This window comes from Micromonospora sp. CA-248260 (assembly GCF_050942205.1).
GTDB classification, from domain to species: Bacteria; Actinomycetota; Actinomycetes; order Mycobacteriales; family Micromonosporaceae; genus Micromonospora; species Micromonospora antibiotica.
Window position 1 is genome coordinate 1,633,510 of sequence record NZ_CP192021.1, and the last position, 16,994, is coordinate 1,650,503.

Below are 16,994 nucleotides of genomic sequence, written 5' to 3' on the forward strand. Positions count from 1 at the left end.
CGCGACAACGACGGCCGGGACGACCGGCGGGTGGGTACGGGTGGGAGCCGGTCAGTGGCGGAGCAGGGAAGGAGCGGCATGCAGCGGTGGCGGGGGTACGAGGCGGCACCCGGTGACTGGGGGCGGTCGGTCGTCACCATCGGCGTCTTCGACGGCGTGCACCAGGGACACCAGGCGACCATCGGACACGCCGTGGCGCGGGCCCGGGAGCTGGGCGTCCGGTCGGTGGTGGTGACCTTCGACCCGCACCCGGCCGAGGTGGTCCGACCCGGATCGCATCCGGCCGTGCTCACCGAGCCCACCCGCAAGGCGGAGCTGATCGAGGCGCTCGGGGTCGACGTGCTCTGTGTGGTGCCGTTCACCGCCGAGCTGTCCCGGCTGCCGGCCGAGGCGTTCGTGCACGACATCCTGGTCGAACATCTGCACGCCATGCTGGTCGTGGTGGGGGACAACTTCCGCTTCGGGCACCGGGCCGCCGGGAACGTGGCGCTGCTCGAACAGCTCGGCGGGACCTTCGGCTTCGGGGTGGAGAACGCCCCGCTGGTCACCGCCGACGGCACGGTCTTCTCCTCGACGTACATCCGGGCCCGGATCGAGGCCGGGGACGTGGCGGCGGCGGCGGCCGTGCTCGGCCGGCCGCACCGGCTCGAAGGGGTCGTGGTGCTGGGTGACCAGCGTGGCCGGGAGCTGGGCTTCCCCACCGCCAACCTGCTCTGCCCGCCGCACACGGCGGTGCCCGCCGACGGGGTCTACGCCGGCTGGCTGGTGCGCCGGGGGACCGAGCGGCTGCCGGCGGCCATCTCGATCGGCACCAACCCGACGTTCGCCGGCCGGGAGCGCCGGGTCGAGGCGCACGTGTTGGACTTCGCCGGCGACCTGTACGGCGAGCGGGTCGCCCTCGACTTCGCCGCCCACCTGCGCGGCCAGATCCGGTACGACGCGATCGAACCGCTGCTCGTGCAGATGGCCGAGGACGTCGCGCGGACCCGGCTGGCGGTCGCCTGACCGGCCCGGCGGGCGGGGTGGGCGGGCCGCCGACGCCCGCCGCGTGGGCCTTGACCGGGCGCTTCCGCGACGGGCTGGTAGTGTGGCGGTGACGTCGGATGACCGACGCGGGGCCTCGCGTGCCTGCACGACGCCGCGGGTGCGAGGTTCGTCCGTCCCGGTCCGTTCGGACCCGAACGACGGACATCAGTTGTCAACCCACCGAAACAGGGAGAACATGGCGCTCGACCAGGAAGCCAAGGCCAAGATCCGCACGGAGTACGCGACCGCCGAGGGCGACACCGGTTCGCCGGAGGTCCAGGTCGCGGTCCTCACCAAGCGGATCGCGGAGCTGACCGAGCACCTGAAGGTGCACAAGCACGACCACCACAGCCGCCGGGGGCTGCTGCTGCTGGTCGGTCGGCGCCGTCGGCTGCTCAACTACGTCCAGAAGAAGGACATCAGTCGCTACCGGTCGCTGATCGAGCGGCTCGGCCTGCGCCGATGACGTGACGGGGGAGTGGCCACCGGGCCGCTCCCCCGCTCGGCACCACCAGAAGAAGAGGGCCGCGCGACCACCCGAGAGGGAGCCGGTCAGCGTACCGGTCTCCGGTAGTGGCCCCCGGGCATCCCGGCATCATGCCGGCCACCCGGGCGCTTCGATCGAAGACCGGCCGTCTGAGCAGCTCCGGTGTCGTGCGCCCACGACGCGAAGGAGTACCGCCGCACATGACCGAGACCAACCTCGGCACCGAATCCCGCACCGCCGTGATCGACAACGGGTCCTTCGGTACCCGCGAGATCACTTTCTCCACCGGTCGGCTGGCCCGCCAGGCCGCCGGTTCCGTCATCGCCCAGCTGGGCGAGACGGTCGTCCTCTCCGCCACTACCGCCGGTAAGCACCCGAAGGAGCAGTTCGACTTCTTCCCGCTGACCGTCGACGTCGAGGAGCGGATGTACGCCGCGGGCCGCATCCCCGGCTCGTTCTTCCGCCGTGAGGGTCGGCCCAGCGAGGACGCGATCCTCACCTGCCGGCTGATCGACCGGCCGCTGCGCCCGTCGTTCGTCAAGGGCCTGCGCAACGAGGTCCAGGTCGTCGAGACCGTCCTCGCGCTCGACCCGCAGCACCCGTACGACGTGGTGGCCATCAACGCGGCCTCGATGTCGACGAAGCTGTCCGGCCTGCCGTTCTCCGGCCCGATCGGGGCGACCCGGGTCGCGCACGTCGACGGCCAGTGGGTGGCCTTCCCGACCCTGGAGGAGCTGGCCCGCGCCACCTTCGACATGGTGGTGGCCGGCCGCACGCTCGACGACGGCGACGTCGCGATCATGATGGTCGAGGCCGAGGCGACGCCGAACGCCGTCGCCCTCATCGCGGGCGGCGCGACCGCCCCGACCGAGGAGATCGTCGCCAGCGGCCTGGAGGCCGCCAAGCCGGCGATCCGCGAGCTGTGCCGGGCGCAGAGCGAGCTGGCCGAGGTCGCCGCCAAGCCGGTCACCGAGTTCCCGGTCTTCCTGGACTACCAGGACGACATTTACCAGGCGGTGGCCGAGCTGGTCCGCGCCGAGGTGGCCGAGGCGCTCCAGATCGCCGGCAAGGCCGACCGCGAGGAGGCCCTGGACCGGATCAAGGCCAAGGTCGCCGAGGAGCTGGGCAGCCGGTTCGAGGGCCGGGAGAAGGAGCTGTCCGCGGCGTTCCGGTCGCTGACCAAGTCCGAGGTCCGCAACCGGGTGCTGCGCGAGCAGGTCCGCATCGACGGCCGGGGTCCGCGTGACATCCGGGCGCTCACCGCCGAGGTCGGCGTGCTGCCCCGGGTACACGGCTCCGCGCTGTTCGAGCGGGGCGAGACCCAGATCCTCGGGGTCACCACGCTGAACATGCTCCGGATGGAGCAGATGGTGGACACCCTCTCCCCGGAGAACCGCAAGCGTTACATGCACAACTACAACTTCCCGCCGTACTCGACCGGGGAGACCGGCCGGGTCGGCTCGCCGAAGCGGCGGGAGATCGGCCACGGCGCGCTGGCCGAGCGGGCCCTGCTGCCGGTGCTGCCGTCGCGCGAGGAGTTCCCGTACGCGATCCGCCAGGTGTCCGAGGCGCTCGGCTCCAACGGCTCGACGTCGATGGGTTCGGTCTGCGCCTCGACGTTGGCGCTGCTGTCGGCCGGTGTGCCGCTCAAGGCGCCGGTGGCCGGCATCGCGATGGGCCTCATCTCCGACGAGGTCGACGGCAAGACCCAGTACGTGACGCTGACCGACATCCTCGGTGCCGAGGACGCGTTCGGTGACATGGACTTCAAGGTCGCCGGCACGCCGGAGTTCGTCACCGCGCTCCAGCTCGACACCAAGCTCAACGGCATCCCGTCGGATGTGCTCGCCGCCGCGCTCCAGCAGGCGAACGAGGCCCGGCAGACCATCCTCGGCGTGATGCAGGCGGCGATCGAGGCCCCGGCCGAGATGTCGGACTACGCGCCGCGGGTCACCACCGTCAAGATCCCGGTGGACAAGATCGGCATGGTGATCGGCCCGAAGGGGCAGACCATCAACGCCATCCAGGACGAGACCGGCGCCGAGATCTCCATCGAGGACGACGGCACGATCTACGTCGGCGCGACCAACGGCCCGTCGGCGCAGGCCGCCGTGGACCGGATCAACGGGATCGCCAACCCGACCCTGCCCAAGGCCGGCGAGCGGTTCCTCGGCACGGTGGTCAAGACCGCCGCGTTCGGCGCGTTCATCTCGCTGCTGCCCGGCCGCGACGGCCTGCTGCACATCTCCAAGGTGGGCGACGGCAAGCGGGTCGAGCGGGTCGAGGACTTCCTCAACGTCGGCGACAGGGTCGAGGTGGAGATCGCGGACATCGACGCCCGCGGCAAGATCTACCTGGACAAGGTCCGGCCGGAGGGCGCCGAGGCGCCAGCCGCCGGTGAGGCCGGCGAGGCCGCCGGTGGCGACCGGCCGGCGGGTCGGGGCGGTGACCGGGGTCCGCGTGACCGTGGTGACCGTGGTGGCGACCGGGGCGGTCGTGCCCCGGAGCGTGGCGAGCGCGGCCCGGGTGGCGGCGAGGGTGGCGACGGCGGCGAGCGTCCGCGTCGGCGTACCCGGCACAGCTGAGCAGTGACCGGCCGGGTGACGACGACGTCGTCACCCGGCCGGTGTGTCTCCCTCCACCCCTCATCGCACGGAGAGCAGGTTTGCGTGAGCCGTTCGCCGTTCCCCCCGGCTCGACGGCCGGTGGCCCCGCCTGACGTCCGCCGGCACGCCACCACCGGCCAGCCCGGCCGCGCCGGTACGGCGTCCCGGGCGGTCACCCGCACGATCAGTGACGACCCGTTGGGTGGCACGGTGCGGCGGACCGTCATGCCGAGCGGGCTGCGGGTGCTCACCGAGGCGATCCCGACGATGCGCAGCGTCTCGTTCGGCATCTGGGTCACCGTCGGTTCGCGGGACGAGACCGGTCCGCAGGCCGGTGCGGCGCACTTCCTGGAGCACCTGCTGTTCAAGGGCACCCACAAGCGCACCGCCCTGGAGATCTCCTCCGAGATCGAGGCGGTGGGTGGCGAGACCAACGCCTTCACCACCAAGGAATACACCTGCTACTACGCGCGGGTCCTCGACGAGGACCTGCCGTTGGCCATCGACGTGATGTGCGACGCGGTCGCCGACTCGCTGCTGGAGCCGGCCGACGTGGAGACCGAACGCGGGGTCATCCTCGAAGAGATCGCCATGCACGACGACGAGCCCGGCGACGAGGTGCACGACCTGTTCGCCCGCGCCGTCTACGGCGACCACCCCCTCGGCCGGTTGATCTCCGGCACCGAGGAGACGGTCACCCCGATGACCCGTAGGCAGATCCAGAGCTTCTACCGCCGCCGCTACACCGCGCCGCAGATCGTGATCGCCGCCGCCGGCAACCTCGACCACGCCGCCGTGGTCCGGCTGGTCCGCCAGGCGCTGCACGGCACCCCGCTGGACACCGACCCGGCCGAGCCGGGCACCCCCCGGCCGACCACCCCGACGGTACGCACGAAGCCGGCCACCGTCCTGGTCGAGCCGAAGGAGACCGAGCAGGCGCACGTCATCCTCGGCTGCCCCGGCATCGACCGGGTCGACGAGCGGCGGTTCGCCCTCGGGGTGCTCAACAACGTCCTCGGCGGCGGGATGTCCAGCCGGCTGTTCCAGGAGATCCGGGAACGCCGTGGCCTGGCCTACTCGGTCTACTCCTACGCCAGCCAGTACGCCGACAGCGGCCTGTTCGCCGTCTACGCCGGCTGCGCGCCGGGCAAGGTCGACGAGGTGCTCCAGCTGACCCGCGCCGAGCTGGCCCGGGTGGCCGCCGACGGGCTCACCGAGGCGGAGGTGGCCCGGGGCAAGGGGATGAGCAAGGGTTCGTTCGTGCTGGGTCTGGAGGACACCGGTTCCCGGATGAGCCGGCTGGCCAAGGGCGAGCTGCTCTACGGCGATCTGATGCCGGTGGACGAGCTGCTGGCCCGGGTCGACGCGGTGACCGTGGCCGACGTGAACACCCTGGCCGCCGAGCTGCTGAGCCGGCCGATGTCGCTGGCGGTGGTCGGCCCGTTCGGGGAGCACGACTTCGCCGGCTGAGCCCGCCGCCGGCCGACCCGTTCCCGGCCGCGCGGTGCCGTGGGCGACGTCGGCCCGACCGGCCGGGCGTCCGGATGGGCACCGGCTCGCGGTCGGGTCCCGGCCGGGACCGGCCGGTGGGACGGTGGTGGTCCGACGGTGGCCCGCGTCCCGATTGGGATAGGTTGTGCCGCGTGACTGACGAGCAGGAGCAGGGCCGCGACGGGTCGATCCGGGTCGGTGTGCTGGGTGCCCGGGGCCGGATGGGCGCCGAGGTGTGCCGGGCGGTCGACGGGGCCGACGACCTGGCGCTGGTGGCGGCGGTCGACCAGGGCGACGAGTTGGCCGGGGCCGAGGCCGCCGAGGTGGTCGTCGACTTCACCACCCCGGACGTGGTCATGGACAACCTGCGCTGGTGCGTCGACCGGGGTGTGCACGCGGTGGTCGGCACGACCGGCTTCACCCGGGCGCGGCTGGAGCAGGTGCGCGGCTGGCTGGCCGACCGGCCCGACGTCGGGGTGGTGATCGCCCCCAACTTCGGCATCGGCGCGGTCCTGATGATGCAGTTCGCCGCCCGCGCGGCCCGGCACTTCGAGTCCGTGGAGATCATCGAGCAGCACCACCCACGCAAGCTCGACGCGCCGAGCGGCACCGCCACCCACACCGCCCGGCTGGTCGCGCAGGCCCGCGCCGAGGCCGGTCTCGGCCCGATGCCGGACGCCACCAAGGACGAGGTGCCGGGGGCGCGGGGCGCCGACATCGACGGGGTACGCGTGCACGCGGTCCGCGCCACCGGCCTGCTCGCCCACCAGGAGGTGCTGTTCGGCACTCTCGGCGAGACGCTGACCATCCGGCACGACTCGTACGACCGGGTGTCGTTCATGCCCGGGGTGCTGCTGGCAGTGCGGGCGGTCCGGCAGCGGCCCGGGCTGACCGTCGGCCTGGACGCCCTGCTCGACTAGCCTCACGTCACTCACTGCCCAGCCCAGCCCGCGTAGCTCAGCCGCGCAGCCCGCGTCTCGGCCGGCGTGTCCGGGCCTGATGTGGAGCGGCGGGGCACGCCGGGTGGGGGGCACGGACCGCGGGCGGAGCCGGGTGCCGTGGGTGGTGTCGGCCAATTCGTTTGGCGGTGCGCCGGGCCGGCCCTAGGCTGCCCCGGTGCTGGATTCCGGATTCACCGATCGGACCGGGCGGCGGGTCACCCTGCGTCCCGTGGACGACGACAACTGGCGGGCGGTGGCCGACCTGGCCCCCCGTGACGACCAACGCGACTGGGTGCCGGCACTGGCGGCCCGCTACCTGCTGCTGACCATGCGTTCCGACGTCTGGACGTCGTTGGCCGTGTACGCCGACGACGCCGTGGCCGGTCACGTCATGTGGGGCGTGGACGACGACGGGTCGCGGTGGATCGGTGGGATGGTGGTCGACGCCGCCGAGCAGGGCCGGGGGGTGGGCCGGGCCGCCGTGCGCACCCTCGCCGACTGGCTGGCCGGGCCGGACGCCACCCACCCCGTCCGGTTGTCGTACCACCCCGGCAACACGGCTGCCGCCGGGCTCTACACCTCGCTGGGTTTCGCCCCCACCGGCGTGCTGGAGGACGACGAACTGGTCGCCGAGCTGCGCCGCTGACCCCGGCGGCGTCACTCCTGCTCGATCACCGACAGGATGTTGCCGGCCGGGTCGGTGAACCAGGCGATCGTCGGCCCGTTGTCACGCATGATCCCCCGGTCGTCCTGCGGCAACCCCGGGTAGCGCGCGAACCGCACCCCCCGGGCGGTCAGCTCGTCGACCGCCCGGTCGACGTCGGCCACCGGGAAGTTGAGCACCGTGAACGTCGCCGGCACGTGGTCGGCCTTGGGATAGACCACCACGTCCCGGTCGCCGGCCAGGTGCAGCATCAGCAGCCCACCGGGGCCGCCGAGCTGCGACACCCGCAGGTCGAGGGTGCCGGCGTAGAACTCCCGGGCCCGGTCGGTGTCGTCGGCCGAGAACCCGCTGAACGCCTTTGTGTCCCGGAACATGCCCGTCTCCCTCACCGTCGGTGGCACCCCGCCGCCTCCGGTCTACCAGGGTGGACCGACAGTTTCGGCCGGTTTAGGGCGGGCCGACAGTTTCGGCCGGTTCAGGGCGTGTCGGTCGACTCCGGCGCGGGTGTGTCGTCCGGTTCGGTGGGGACCGCGACGTGCAGCCGTACCTGGGGGACGAGCATGTCGTCGACGTCCAGCGCACGGGCCGCGCCGTCCGGCTCCCACCCGGTGCTGGTGAGGAACTTACGGGTCGCCTCGTCGCCGTCGAACGCCCAGGCCACCGCGTGGGTGAACCCGTCGGCCCGCCAGCCGTCCACGGCGGCGGAGAGCAGCCGGCTGCCGTGCCCACGCCGCCCCCAGCGCGGCTCCACCAGCAGGTCGGTCACCGCGACCACCCCGGCGCCCAGCGCCGTGGCCGGCTCGCCCGGGGCGAGCGCCTCGGCGTCCGCCGGCCCGGAAGCCGCGAACCCCACCAGATAGGATTGCTCGGCCTGTTCCACGGCGACGAGCACCCGGTGCGCGGCCGAGGGCGGCTCCTGCACCGCCGCGCTCCACCGCCGGGCGAGCCACGCCTCGTCCAGGTTGTCGAGCACGTGCCGGGGCAGCAGCCGACGGTACGCGACCCGCCAGGTCGCGAGCTGCACACGGGCGATCTCGGCGGCGTCCTCCGGACGCGCCGGGCGGACGAACCCCAGAGCCATGGCACGAAAGCCTAGGCCACAGCGAGGGAGACGACGGTGGCGCAGGGGGCCAGGCGGACGACCGGGCAGGTCGTCGCGGTGGTGGTGCTCGCCGTCGCGGTGGCCGCCTTCCTCTCCGTGGCGGCCGTCCGGCACGGCTTCTTCGACCTGAAGGTCTACTACGGCGCGCTGACCTTCTGGGTGCACGACCACGGCGAGATCTACGACTACCTCAAGCCCGGCACCCAGTACGGCTTCACCTACCCGCCGTTCGCCGCGCTGGTGATGCTGCCGATGGCGTACCTGCCGTGGCCGGTGGCGATCACCGTCAGCGTGGCCGCCACGGTGGTGGTCAGCGCGGTGCTGGTCTGGTGGCTGCTCGACCCGGTCGCCAGGCGGGCCGGCTGGACCCGCTGGTTCGTCCTGGCGGTGGCGCTCTGTCTGGCCGCCGCGTTCGAGCCGATGCGCGAGACGGTCAACTTCGGCCAGGTCAACATGCTGCTGCTCTTCCTGGTGGCGGTGGACCTGCTGCGGCTGCTGCCGGCCGGCAACCGGTGGGCCGGGGTGGGCATCGGGCTGGCCACCGCGATCAAGCTGACCCCGGGCGTCTTCATCGTCTACCTGCTGATCACCAGGCGCTTCCGGGCCGCCGCCACCGCCGTCGCCGCCTCGGCCGCCGCCACGCTGCTCGCCGCCGCCCTCTTCCCCGACGCCACCCGGGAGTTCTGGACGTCGGCGCTGTGGAACACCGACCGGGTGGGCGAGCTGGCGTTCGTGTCCAACCAGTCGCTGCGCGGGGTGGTGGCCCGGCTGAACCCGGAGCATCCGAGCACCCTGGCCTGGCTGGCGCTGGTGCTGGTCACCCTGGCCGTCTGGGCCTGGCGCTGCCGGGCCGCCGTGGCGCTCGGCGACGAGGCCACCGGGCTGGCGTTGACCGGCGCGCTGATGTGCCTGGTCAGCCCGGTCACCTGGGTGCACCACCTGGTCTGGTTGATCCCGGCGCTGATCCTGCTGGTCGACAACGCCGTCGCCGCGCCTGCCGGCAGCCTGCGACGGCGGGCGCTGCTGGCCCTCGCGGTGGTCTGCTACCTGCTGCTGTGCAGCCGGATCGTCTGGGCCTGGGAGAAGGACTTCACCGGGGTCACCGGCTTCCTGGGCAGCAACACCTACGTCTGGATCAGCCTCGCGCTGCTGGCGCTGCTGCCGATCCGCACCTGGGCCGCCCCGGTCGGCGGCCGGCCGGGCGGCCCGTCGGGGCCCACCGGCCGGGATGGGACGACCCGGCCCGCCGGCCCGCCCGGTGCGGTGGCCCGGCCGGCCGGGTCAGCCGGGGAGCCGGCCGGTGTAACGCAGTTCGTCGAGGTGGACCGGGGGTCCGCCGCCGGCCAGCGGCACCCGGTAGCGGGACCGCTCACCGTCGGCTGACAGGCCGGCCCGCTCGTAGAACCGGCGGGCCCGGACGTTGTCGGCCAGCACCCACACCCGGTACTCCCGCCAGCCGTTGGCCGCCAGCCCGTCCCGGGCGGCGGCGAACAGCGCCTGCGCGGTGCCGTCACCCCAGCGCGCCGGCTCCACGTAGATCGCCAGCACCTCGCCGTACGTCGGGTCCAGGTCGCCCCGGTCCTGGTTGTTGCGGTACGGGCCGAAGGTGGTGAACCCGGACGGCACCCCGTCGACCTCGGCGAGCAGGGTGGTGAACGGGTGCTCCGGGTCGGCGGTGCCCACGTCCCGTCGGCGCTGCGCCCAGGCCACCGGGTTGAGCCGGACCAGCACCTCGGCCGGCATGATGCCGGCGTAACCGGCCTGCCAGCCGTGGATGTGCACCCGGGCGATCGCCTCGGCGTCGTCCGGCTCCTCGCGACGGATGGTGAGCATGTGTCCGTTCTATGCCTCGACGGGCGGTCGGTCCAGCGTCCGCTCCGGTGTCGTACCGTTGGTCTAGGGTCGTCGGCGATGGTCGCACCGGAATCGCTCTCGCTCGCCCAGGCCCGGCGGCTGACGCTCGCCGCCCAGGGGTTCGCCGACCCGACGCCCACCGGGGCACCCACCCGCCGGCACCTGCGCCGGGTGCTCGACCGGGTCGGGTTGATCCAGATGGATTCGGTCAACGTGCTGCAACGCGCGCACTACCTGCCGCTCTACAGCCGGCTCGGGCCCTATCCGACCGCCCTGCTCGACACCGCCGCCTACCGCCGCCCCCGGGAGCTGTTCGAATACTGGGGGCACGAGGCGTCCCTGGTGCCGGTGGGGCTGCACCCCGCGCTGCGCTGGCGGATGGCCAAGGCCCGCGACGACGCCTGGGGCGGGATGCGGCGGATCGCCGAGGAGCAGCCCGACCTGGTCGCCTGGGTCCGTGACGAGGTCGCCGCGCGGGGGCCGCTGACCGCCGCCGAGATCGAGCACGACGCGCCCCGGGAGACCGGCCACTGGGGCTGGAACTGGTCGGCGGTGAAGCGGGCCCTGGAGTTCCTCTTCTGGGCCGGCGAGGTCACCGCCGCCGACCGGACGCCCTCCTTCGCCCGCCGCTACGACCTGCCCGAACGGGTGCTGCCGGCGGCCGTGCTCGACGCGCCCACGCCGACCGACGCCGAGGCGTACCGGACCCTGGTCGCGGTGGCCGCCGGGTCGCTGGGGGTGGCCGCCGAGCCGGAGCTGCGGGACTACTTCCGGCTCCCGCTGGCCGGTGCCCGGCAGGCCGTCGCCGAGCTGGTCGAGGCCGGTGAGCTGGTGCCGGTGACGGTGCAGGGGTGGCGGCAGCCGGCCTGGCGGCACGTCGACGCCCGGCTGCCCCGCTGGGTCCGGGGCAACACCCTGGTCAGCCCGTTCGACCCGCTGGTCTGGGAGCGGGCCCGCACCGAACGGCTGTTCGGCTTCGCCTACCGGATCGAGATCTACGTGCCGGCCGCGCAGCGGGTGCACGGCTACTACGTGCTGCCGTTCCTGCAGGGGGAGCGGTTCACCGCCCGGGTCGACCTCAAGGCCGACCGCAAGGCCGGGGTGCTGCTGGTGCCGGCGGCCTGGCAGGAGCCCGGCGTCGACCCGGGGGAGACCGCCGTCGCGCTCGCCGCCGAGCTGCGTCGGCTCGCCGGTTGGCTCGGCCTGGACGCGGTCGCCCCACCTGCGGCGGGTGACCTGGCCGCCCCGCTGGCCGCCGCGTTGCGCAGCCTCACCGGTGTACCGTGAGGCCGTGACGAGCGTTGACGGGCCGACCGGGCCGAGCCGGTCGGGGCAGGGCACCGATCCGACGTCGACCGGTTCCGCGCCGGCCGGCACCACCCACACGCTGAGCGACCCGTACCCCGTGGGCACACCAACCGGTCCGTACCCCGTCGGCACGCCGACCGACCCGGCCGCCGTCCACGGGCACCCGCACCCGGGGGTGGGCGGAAACGTCGAGGGGCTGCCCCCCGGCTCCTGGTCGGCGGGGCCGCCGGTGGCGTGGCAGCAGCCCGAGCCGGACCGGCTCACCCGCTTCGTGCTCCGGCTGCACGCCCGTTCGCCGCGCTGGGCGGCCCCGCTGGCCGCCCTCGGCTGCGTCGGCGCCGGGATGGCGTACGCGCTGGTCAGTGACCCGACCACCAGTGACCCGGACGCCCCGCCGAGCTGCCTGCTCAAGCTGACCACCGGGCTGGACTGTCCGGGTTGCGGGGGCACCCGCGCGCTGTGGTACCTCCTGCACGCCGACCTGCCCGCCGCCGCCCGGCACCACGTCGTCTTCGTCTTCGCGGTGCCCTTCCTGGCCTACCTCTTCGTCGCCTGGGCCGGTAAGCAGGCGTTCGGGTGGCGGCTGCCCGAGCTGCGGCTCAGCTCCCCGGTGATCGGCGGGTTCCTCGCCGTCTGGCTGGCCTTCTCGGTGCTGCGCAACCTGCCCTGGCCCCCGTTCACCGCCCTCTACGTCTGACCCGGCCGCGCCGGGCAGCCCCCGTCGCCGGCCCGACCGTGACACACCGGGGCGGGCGGTCGGCTGCGACGACGTCACCCGGTGGCCCCGGTGCGAGACCTTGGCCACCCGCCGGCCGCCCGGAACCCGCACCATCGGTGATCGCGCTGGTCAGGGGCGGCGGCCCGGGTTTCCCCGCAGCCCACCCGGCCACTACAGTCGCAGGAATGCCGGAGATGGTGCAGCCCCAGGTGCAGCTGATCGCGTGGACCCAGTTCCAGGCCCCCGACGACGTGCCGTGGTCGACCGACGCCGAGGGCGGCCAGGCGCTCGCCGAGTTCGCCGGCCGGGCCTGCTACCAGAGCTGGAAGAAGCCGAACCCGGCGACCGCCACCAACGCCGGCTACCTGGCGCACATCCTGGAGGTCGGGCACCTGTCGGTGCTGGAGCACGGCAGCGTGACCTTCTACTTCACCGGGGTGTCCCGTTCGTTCACCCACGAGCTGATCCGGCACCGGCACTTCTCCTACTCCCAGCTCTCCCAGCGCTACGTCCCGGAGCGGGACGCGGCGATGGTCGAGCCGGCGGTGATCGCCGACGACCCGGAGCTGCACAAGCGGTTCGTCGAGGCGGCCGAGGCGAGCGTCCGGGCGTACACCGAGCTGCTGGAGGGGCTGGAGCAGCGGTTCGCCGACGAACCCAACCCGACGCTGCGCCGCAAGCAGGCCCGGCAGGCGGCCCGGGCGGTGCTGCCCAACGCCACCGAGACCCGGATCGTGGTCACCGGCAACTACCGCGCCTGGCGGCACTTCATCGGGATGCGGGCCACCGAACACGCCGACGTGGAGATCCGTGAGCTGGCCGTGGAGTGCCTGCGGCAGCTCCAGCGGGTGGCCCCGAACGTGTTCGCCGACTTCGCCGTCACCACCCTGCCCGACGGCACCGAGGTGGCGACGAGCCCGCACGCACAGCTGTCCTGAGCCCTTCCCCACCGGACGTCCGGTGCTCGTCCGCTAGGTTGTGAGCATGACGCACGACCACCCTGCCACCCCCGACCGGGGCCTGTCGCGCCCGTTCGGGCGACTGCTCACCGCGATGGTGACCCCGTTCACCGCCGATGGCTCCCTGCATCTCGACGGCGCCGTCCAGCTGGCGACGTACCTCGTCGACGAGCAGGGCAACGACGCGCTGGTGATCAACGGCACCACCGGCGAGTCACCGACCACCACGGACGCGGAGAAGGACGCCCTGCTCCGGGCGGTGGTGGAGGCGGTCGGCGACCGGGCCCAGGTGGTGGCCGGCGTCGGCACCAACGACACCCGACACACCATCGAGCTGGCCGCCGCGGCGGAGAAGGCCGGCGCGCACGGCCTGCTGGTGGTGACGCCGTACTACAACAAGCCGCCGCAGCGGGGCCTGCTGCGGCACTTCACCGCGGTCGCCGACGGCACCAGCCTGCCGATCATGCTCTACGACGTGCCACACCGCACCGGGTTGGCCGTCGAGACCGAGACGCTGGTGCGGCTGGCCGAACACGAACGGATCGTCGCGGTCAAGGACGCCAAGGGTGACCTGACCGCCACCAGTTGGGTGACCAGCCGCACCGACCTCGCCTTCTACAGCGGCGAGGACTCGCTCACCCTGCCTACCCTGGCGATCGGCGGGGTCGGCCTGGTCGGCACCTCGACCCACTTCACCGGCGCGCTCGTCAAGCAGATGATCGAGGCGTACGACGCGGGCGACTCCGGCACGGCACTGACCCTGCACCGGCGGCTGATGCCGCTGCTCACCGGGATCTTCCGCAGCCCGGGCACCATCCTGGTGAAGGCGGGCCTGAACGTGTCGGGCCTGCCCGCCGGGCCGGTGCGGCCGCCGCTGGCGGACGCCACCGACGACGAACTGGCCCTGCTGCGCGCGGACTGCGCGGCGGCGGGCCTGGACCTGCCCGAATGACCGAACGACACGACGGACGCCGGGTTACGGCGTCGCAGAATGAGGTGGACGCGTGACCGAGGCGCAATTCGAGGGTGAACTGCCCCCGCCGCTGCCCGAGGGCGGGCTGCGGATCATCCCGCTCGGCGGACTCGGTGCCATCGGTCGGAACATGACCGTCTTCGAGTACGACGGCAAGCTGCTCATCGTCGACTGTGGGGTGCTCTTCCCCGACGTCGAGCAGCCCGGCGTGGACCTGATCCTGCCCGACTTCGGGCCGATCCTGGACCGGCTGGCCGACGTGCAGGCGATCGTGCTGACCCATGGCCACGAGGACCACATCGGCGCGGTGCCGTACCTGCTCGCCCACAAGCCGGACATCCCCCTGGTCGGCTCCCAGTTCACCCTCGCCCTGGTCGAGGCGAAGCTGGCCGAGCGGCGGATCCAGCCCTACACGCTCACCGTCCGGGAGGGCGGCCGGGAGCGGCTGGGCCCGTTCGAGTGCGAATTCTTCGCAGTCAACCACTCGATCCCGGACGCGCTCGCGGTGGCCGTGCGTACCCCGGCGGGCCTGGTGCTGCACACCGGTGACTTCAAGATGGACCAGCTCCCGCTGGACGGCCGGATCACCGACCTGGCCGGCTTCGCCCGGCTCGGTGCGGAGGGTGTCGACCTGCTCCTGTCGGACTCCACCAACGCCGAGATCCCCGGTTTCGTCACCCCGGAACGGGAGATCGGGCCGGTGCTCGACTCGATCTTCGCGAAGGCGAAGGGGCGGATCATCGTCGCCTCGTTCGCCTCGCACGTGCACCGGGTGCAGCAGGTCTTCGACTCGGCGCTGGAGCACGGCCGCAAGGTGGCGCTGATCGGCCGGTCGATGGTCCGCAACATGGGCATCGCCCGCGACCTCGGCCTGCTCAACATCCCGGCCGGCCTGGTCATCGGGATCGAGGAGGCCACCACGCTGCCGCCCGACCAGATCGTGCTGATGTCCACCGGTTCGCAGGGTGAGCCGATGAGCGCCCTGGGCCGGATGGCCAGCGGCGACCACCGGCACATCACCATCGCCCCCGGCGACACCGTCGTGCTCGCCTCGTCGCTGGTCCCCGGCAACGAGACCTCGGTCTACCGGGTGATCAACCGGCTGGCCCGGGCCGGCGCGGTGGTGGTGCACAAGGACGTCGCCAAGGTGCACGTCTCCGGGCACGCCCCCGCCGGTGAACTGCTCTACCTGCTCAACGTGGTGCGGCCGAGCAACCTGATGCCGGTGCACGGCGAGTGGCGGCACCTGCGGGCGCACGCGCGGCTCGGCATCGAGTCCGGCGTCGCCCCGGACCGGGTGGTGATCTGCGAGGACGGCGACGTCGTCGACCTGGTCGAGGGCCGGGCCAGTGTGGTCGGGCACGTGAAGAGCCGTTACGTCTACGTCGACGGTCTGGCCGTGGGCGACGTCAGCGAGTCGCTGCTCACCGAGCGGCGGATCCTCGGCGACGGCGGTTTCATCGCCACCACAGTGGTGGTCGACTCGGTCACCGGCAAGGTGGTCGCCGGCCCGACCCTGTCGGCGAAGGGCTTCTCCGAGGACCCGGCCGCGTTCAACCCGGTGATCCCGCTGGTCACCGAGGCGCTGAACCGGGCCGCCGCGGACGGCATCACCGATCCGCACCAGCTTCAGCAGATCGTCCGACGCACCGTGGGGCGGTGGGTCAACGACGCGTACCGCCGCCGTCCGATGATCGTCCCGACCGTGGTCGAGGTCTGAGCGGGTTCCCCACCCGGACGCCGTGGGCCGGCCACCGTCGTGACGACGGTGGCCGGCCCGTTTGCCGGTGGGCTCAGCGGTGGCGCAGGGTGGCCACGATCAGGTTGGGGTCGGTCGCGGTGACGTAGGCGGCGCTGGCCACCAGGACCGTGTGCCCGCGTACGGCCACCGAGGTCGGGTTCTGGAGCCCGTCGGCACCGGTCAGCAGGGTCCGGGTCCGCCCGTCGTGGTCGATGCCGACCACCGTGTTGGGCCCGTTGAGGGCGGCGACGACCCGGCCGTCGGGGGCGAAGGTGAAGTCGTCGATGCCGACCAGCCCGGTCGCCCTGACCTCGACGGCACCCGGCCGGCCCGCCCGCAGCGGAATCCGCAGCAGGGTGCCCTGGTCCAGGTTGGTCGCCCAGACCGCGCCACCCCGGACCTTGACGCCGTTGACGCCGAGGAAACCGGTCGGGGCGAGCGCGGACGCCGACGACCAGACCCGGGCGGGACCACCGGCCAGCGGGACGGTCGAGATGGTGCCGCGCACCGAGTCGGTGACGTAGAACGTCCGGCTCGTCGGGTCGAGCGCCAGCCCGTTCGGCAGCCCGTCGGCCGGTAGCGCGGCGATCCGCCGGGGCGTCTGACCCGGCGGAATCCGGTACAGACCCGTGCTGGCGGCGTCGCCGCTGGCGTACAGGACATAGATCGTGCCGTCGTCGGTGCGGACGATGCCGCTGGTCAGGGCGAAACCGAGCACGGGGGTGGCGACGCCGCCGTCGGCCGGCGCGGCCAGGGTGGCCAGCACCCGGGTCCGGCCGGCCGGGTCGACGGCGGCGACCTGCCGGGCCGCCGCGAACGTGAGGTAGGCCGTGCCGTCGGGGCCCAGGGTGATGTTCTCCGGCAGTTGCCCCCGCGTCAGGTCGAAGTGGACCGCGATCCGTGCCGCCGGGGCCGACCGGGCCGGGGTGACGGCGGAGGCCGGGACGCCCGCCGACGCCGGGGCCGCCGACGGTACGGCCAGGGCGCCGGCCGCCGCGGCGGCCACCGCGAGGGTGAGGATTCTTCTGCGCATGGTTCGTCCTTCTGGTGAGGGGCCCGGGAGTGGGCCCGGTTTCGGGCGCGGACGGTCCGGCACCTGGTCAGGTGCCCTCGTCTCGCGGTGT

Annotated in this window: 16 protein-coding genes; 12 read left to right on the forward strand and 4 right to left on the reverse strand. The window is 73.2% G+C overall.

From position 1 onward, the window contains the following. Window positions 1-78 precede the first annotated feature (78 nt). From ACQP2H_RS07545 to ACQP2H_RS07570, 6 genes are all read left to right on the forward strand, one after another. Window positions 79-1,005, forward strand: coding sequence for a bifunctional riboflavin kinase/FAD synthetase (locus tag ACQP2H_RS07545; protein ID WP_208569314.1), 927 nt, complete (start codon window positions 79-81; stop codon window positions 1,003-1,005). A gap of 217 nt (window positions 1,006-1,222) precedes the next feature. Beyond that, window positions 1,223-1,492 (forward strand): 30S ribosomal protein S15, encoded by a 270-nt coding sequence (gene rpsO / locus ACQP2H_RS07550; protein WP_091246098.1) that lies wholly within the window; start codon window positions 1,223-1,225, stop codon window positions 1,490-1,492. Between the two features lie 221 nt (window positions 1,493-1,713). After that, window positions 1,714-4,098 (forward strand): polyribonucleotide nucleotidyltransferase, encoded by a 2,385-nt coding sequence (locus tag ACQP2H_RS07555; RefSeq protein ID WP_219468470.1) that lies wholly within the window; start codon window positions 1,714-1,716, stop codon window positions 4,096-4,098. A 120-nt stretch (window positions 4,099-4,218) separates the two neighbouring features. Beyond that, window positions 4,219-5,589, forward strand: a complete 1,371-nt coding sequence (locus ACQP2H_RS07560; RefSeq protein WP_433233480.1) for a M16 family metallopeptidase — start codon at window positions 4,219-4,221, stop codon at window positions 5,587-5,589. 173 nt (window positions 5,590-5,762) lie between these two features. Continuing rightward, on the forward strand, window positions 5,763-6,530 hold the full coding sequence (gene dapB / locus ACQP2H_RS07565) for a 4-hydroxy-tetrahydrodipicolinate reductase (RefSeq protein WP_219468473.1): 768 nt from the start codon (window positions 5,763-5,765) through the stop codon (window positions 6,528-6,530). Between the two features lie 196 nt (window positions 6,531-6,726). Continuing rightward, on the forward strand, window positions 6,727-7,197 hold the full coding sequence (locus tag ACQP2H_RS07570; protein ID WP_363820260.1) for a GNAT family N-acetyltransferase: 471 nt from the start codon (window positions 6,727-6,729) through the stop codon (window positions 7,195-7,197). 11 nt (window positions 7,198-7,208) lie between these two features. Here ACQP2H_RS07570 and ACQP2H_RS07575 read toward each other — a convergent pair whose 3' ends face one another. Both ACQP2H_RS07575 and ACQP2H_RS07580 read right to left on the reverse strand, forming a co-directional pair. Further along, the gene (locus ACQP2H_RS07575; RefSeq protein ID WP_219468478.1) at window positions 7,209-7,589 is read right to left on the reverse strand and encodes a VOC family protein; all 381 of its coding nucleotides are present in this window, start codon (window positions 7,587-7,589) and stop codon (window positions 7,209-7,211) included. Between the two features lie 101 nt (window positions 7,590-7,690). After that, window positions 7,691-8,296, reverse strand: a complete 606-nt coding sequence (locus ACQP2H_RS07580; protein ID WP_219468480.1) for a GNAT family N-acetyltransferase — start codon at window positions 8,294-8,296, stop codon at window positions 7,691-7,693. Between the two features lie 36 nt (window positions 8,297-8,332). Between ACQP2H_RS07580 and ACQP2H_RS07585 the strand changes: the two genes are divergently transcribed. Beyond that, a complete protein-coding gene (locus ACQP2H_RS07585; protein ID WP_357534492.1) occupies window positions 8,333-9,700 on the forward strand; it encodes a glycosyltransferase 87 family protein in 1,368 nt (455 codons plus the stop codon). On the opposite strand, the gene ACQP2H_RS07590 is transcribed toward ACQP2H_RS07585, so the two are convergent. Then, a complete protein-coding gene (locus tag ACQP2H_RS07590; protein WP_219468488.1) occupies window positions 9,599-10,150 on the reverse strand; it encodes a GNAT family N-acetyltransferase in 552 nt (183 codons plus the stop codon). The genes ACQP2H_RS07585 and ACQP2H_RS07590 overlap by 102 nt on opposite strands. A 78-nt stretch (window positions 10,151-10,228) precedes the next feature. Between ACQP2H_RS07590 and ACQP2H_RS07595 the strand changes: the two genes are divergently transcribed. The 5 genes from ACQP2H_RS07595 to ACQP2H_RS07615 all read left to right on the forward strand — a co-directional run bounded on the left by ACQP2H_RS07595 (window position 10,229) and on the right by ACQP2H_RS07615 (window position 15,849). Then, window positions 10,229-11,458, forward strand: a complete 1,230-nt coding sequence (locus ACQP2H_RS07595; protein WP_433231804.1) for a winged helix-turn-helix domain-containing protein — start codon at window positions 10,229-10,231, stop codon at window positions 11,456-11,458. Between the two features lie 4 nt (window positions 11,459-11,462). Next, the gene (locus tag ACQP2H_RS07600) at window positions 11,463-12,176 is read left to right on the forward strand and encodes a DUF2752 domain-containing protein (RefSeq protein ID WP_219468496.1); all 714 of its coding nucleotides are present in this window, start codon (window positions 11,463-11,465) and stop codon (window positions 12,174-12,176) included. A 215-nt stretch (window positions 12,177-12,391) separates the two neighbouring features. Continuing rightward, window positions 12,392-13,135 (forward strand): FAD-dependent thymidylate synthase, encoded by a 744-nt coding sequence (gene thyX / locus ACQP2H_RS07605; RefSeq protein ID WP_208569371.1) that lies wholly within the window; start codon window positions 12,392-12,394, stop codon window positions 13,133-13,135. A gap of 46 nt (window positions 13,136-13,181) precedes the next feature. Next, window positions 13,182-14,108: a 4-hydroxy-tetrahydrodipicolinate synthase gene (gene dapA / locus ACQP2H_RS07610; protein WP_357534488.1), complete on the forward strand. Its 927-nt coding sequence runs from the start codon at window positions 13,182-13,184 to the stop codon at window positions 14,106-14,108. Window positions 14,109-14,160: 52 nt separating this feature from the next. Continuing rightward, window positions 14,161-15,849, forward strand: a complete 1,689-nt coding sequence (locus ACQP2H_RS07615; protein WP_145918435.1) for a ribonuclease J — start codon at window positions 14,161-14,163, stop codon at window positions 15,847-15,849. A 73-nt stretch (window positions 15,850-15,922) separates the two neighbouring features. Here ACQP2H_RS07615 and ACQP2H_RS07620 read toward each other — a convergent pair whose 3' ends face one another. Further along, on the reverse strand, window positions 15,923-16,903 hold the full coding sequence (locus ACQP2H_RS07620; RefSeq protein WP_433231808.1) for a hypothetical protein: 981 nt from the start codon (window positions 16,901-16,903) through the stop codon (window positions 15,923-15,925). Between the last annotated feature and the right edge of the window lie 91 nt (window positions 16,904-16,994).

What these genes read in the sequence shown, in the direction of transcription:
- ACQP2H_RS07590 (WP_219468488.1), bottom strand. Translation starts at nt 10,150, where the DNA reads ATGCTCACCATCCGTCGCGAGGAGCCGGACGACGCCGAGGCGATCGCC.
- ACQP2H_RS07545 (WP_208569314.1), top strand. Translation starts at nt 79, where the DNA reads ATGCAGCGGTGGCGGGGGTACGAGGCGGCACCCGGTGACTGGGGGCGG.
- thyX (WP_208569371.1), top strand. Translation starts at nt 12,392, where the DNA reads ATGGTGCAGCCCCAGGTGCAGCTGATCGCGTGGACCCAGTTCCAGGCC.
- ACQP2H_RS07620 (WP_433231808.1), bottom strand. Translation starts at nt 16,903, where the DNA reads ATGCGCAGAAGAATCCTCACCCTCGCGGTGGCCGCCGCGGCGGCCGGC.
- ACQP2H_RS07580 (WP_219468480.1), bottom strand. Translation starts at nt 8,296, where the DNA reads ATGGCTCTGGGGTTCGTCCGCCCGGCGCGTCCGGAGGACGCCGCCGAG.
- ACQP2H_RS07575 (WP_219468478.1), bottom strand. Translation starts at nt 7,589, where the DNA reads ATGTTCCGGGACACAAAGGCGTTCAGCGGGTTCTCGGCCGACGACACC.
- ACQP2H_RS07555 (WP_219468470.1), top strand. Translation starts at nt 1,714, where the DNA reads ATGACCGAGACCAACCTCGGCACCGAATCCCGCACCGCCGTGATCGAC.
- dapA (WP_357534488.1), top strand. Translation starts at nt 13,182, where the DNA reads ATGACGCACGACCACCCTGCCACCCCCGACCGGGGCCTGTCGCGCCCG.
- ACQP2H_RS07595 (WP_433231804.1), top strand. Translation starts at nt 10,229, where the DNA reads ATGGTCGCACCGGAATCGCTCTCGCTCGCCCAGGCCCGGCGGCTGACG.
- rpsO (WP_091246098.1), top strand. Translation starts at nt 1,223, where the DNA reads ATGGCGCTCGACCAGGAAGCCAAGGCCAAGATCCGCACGGAGTACGCG.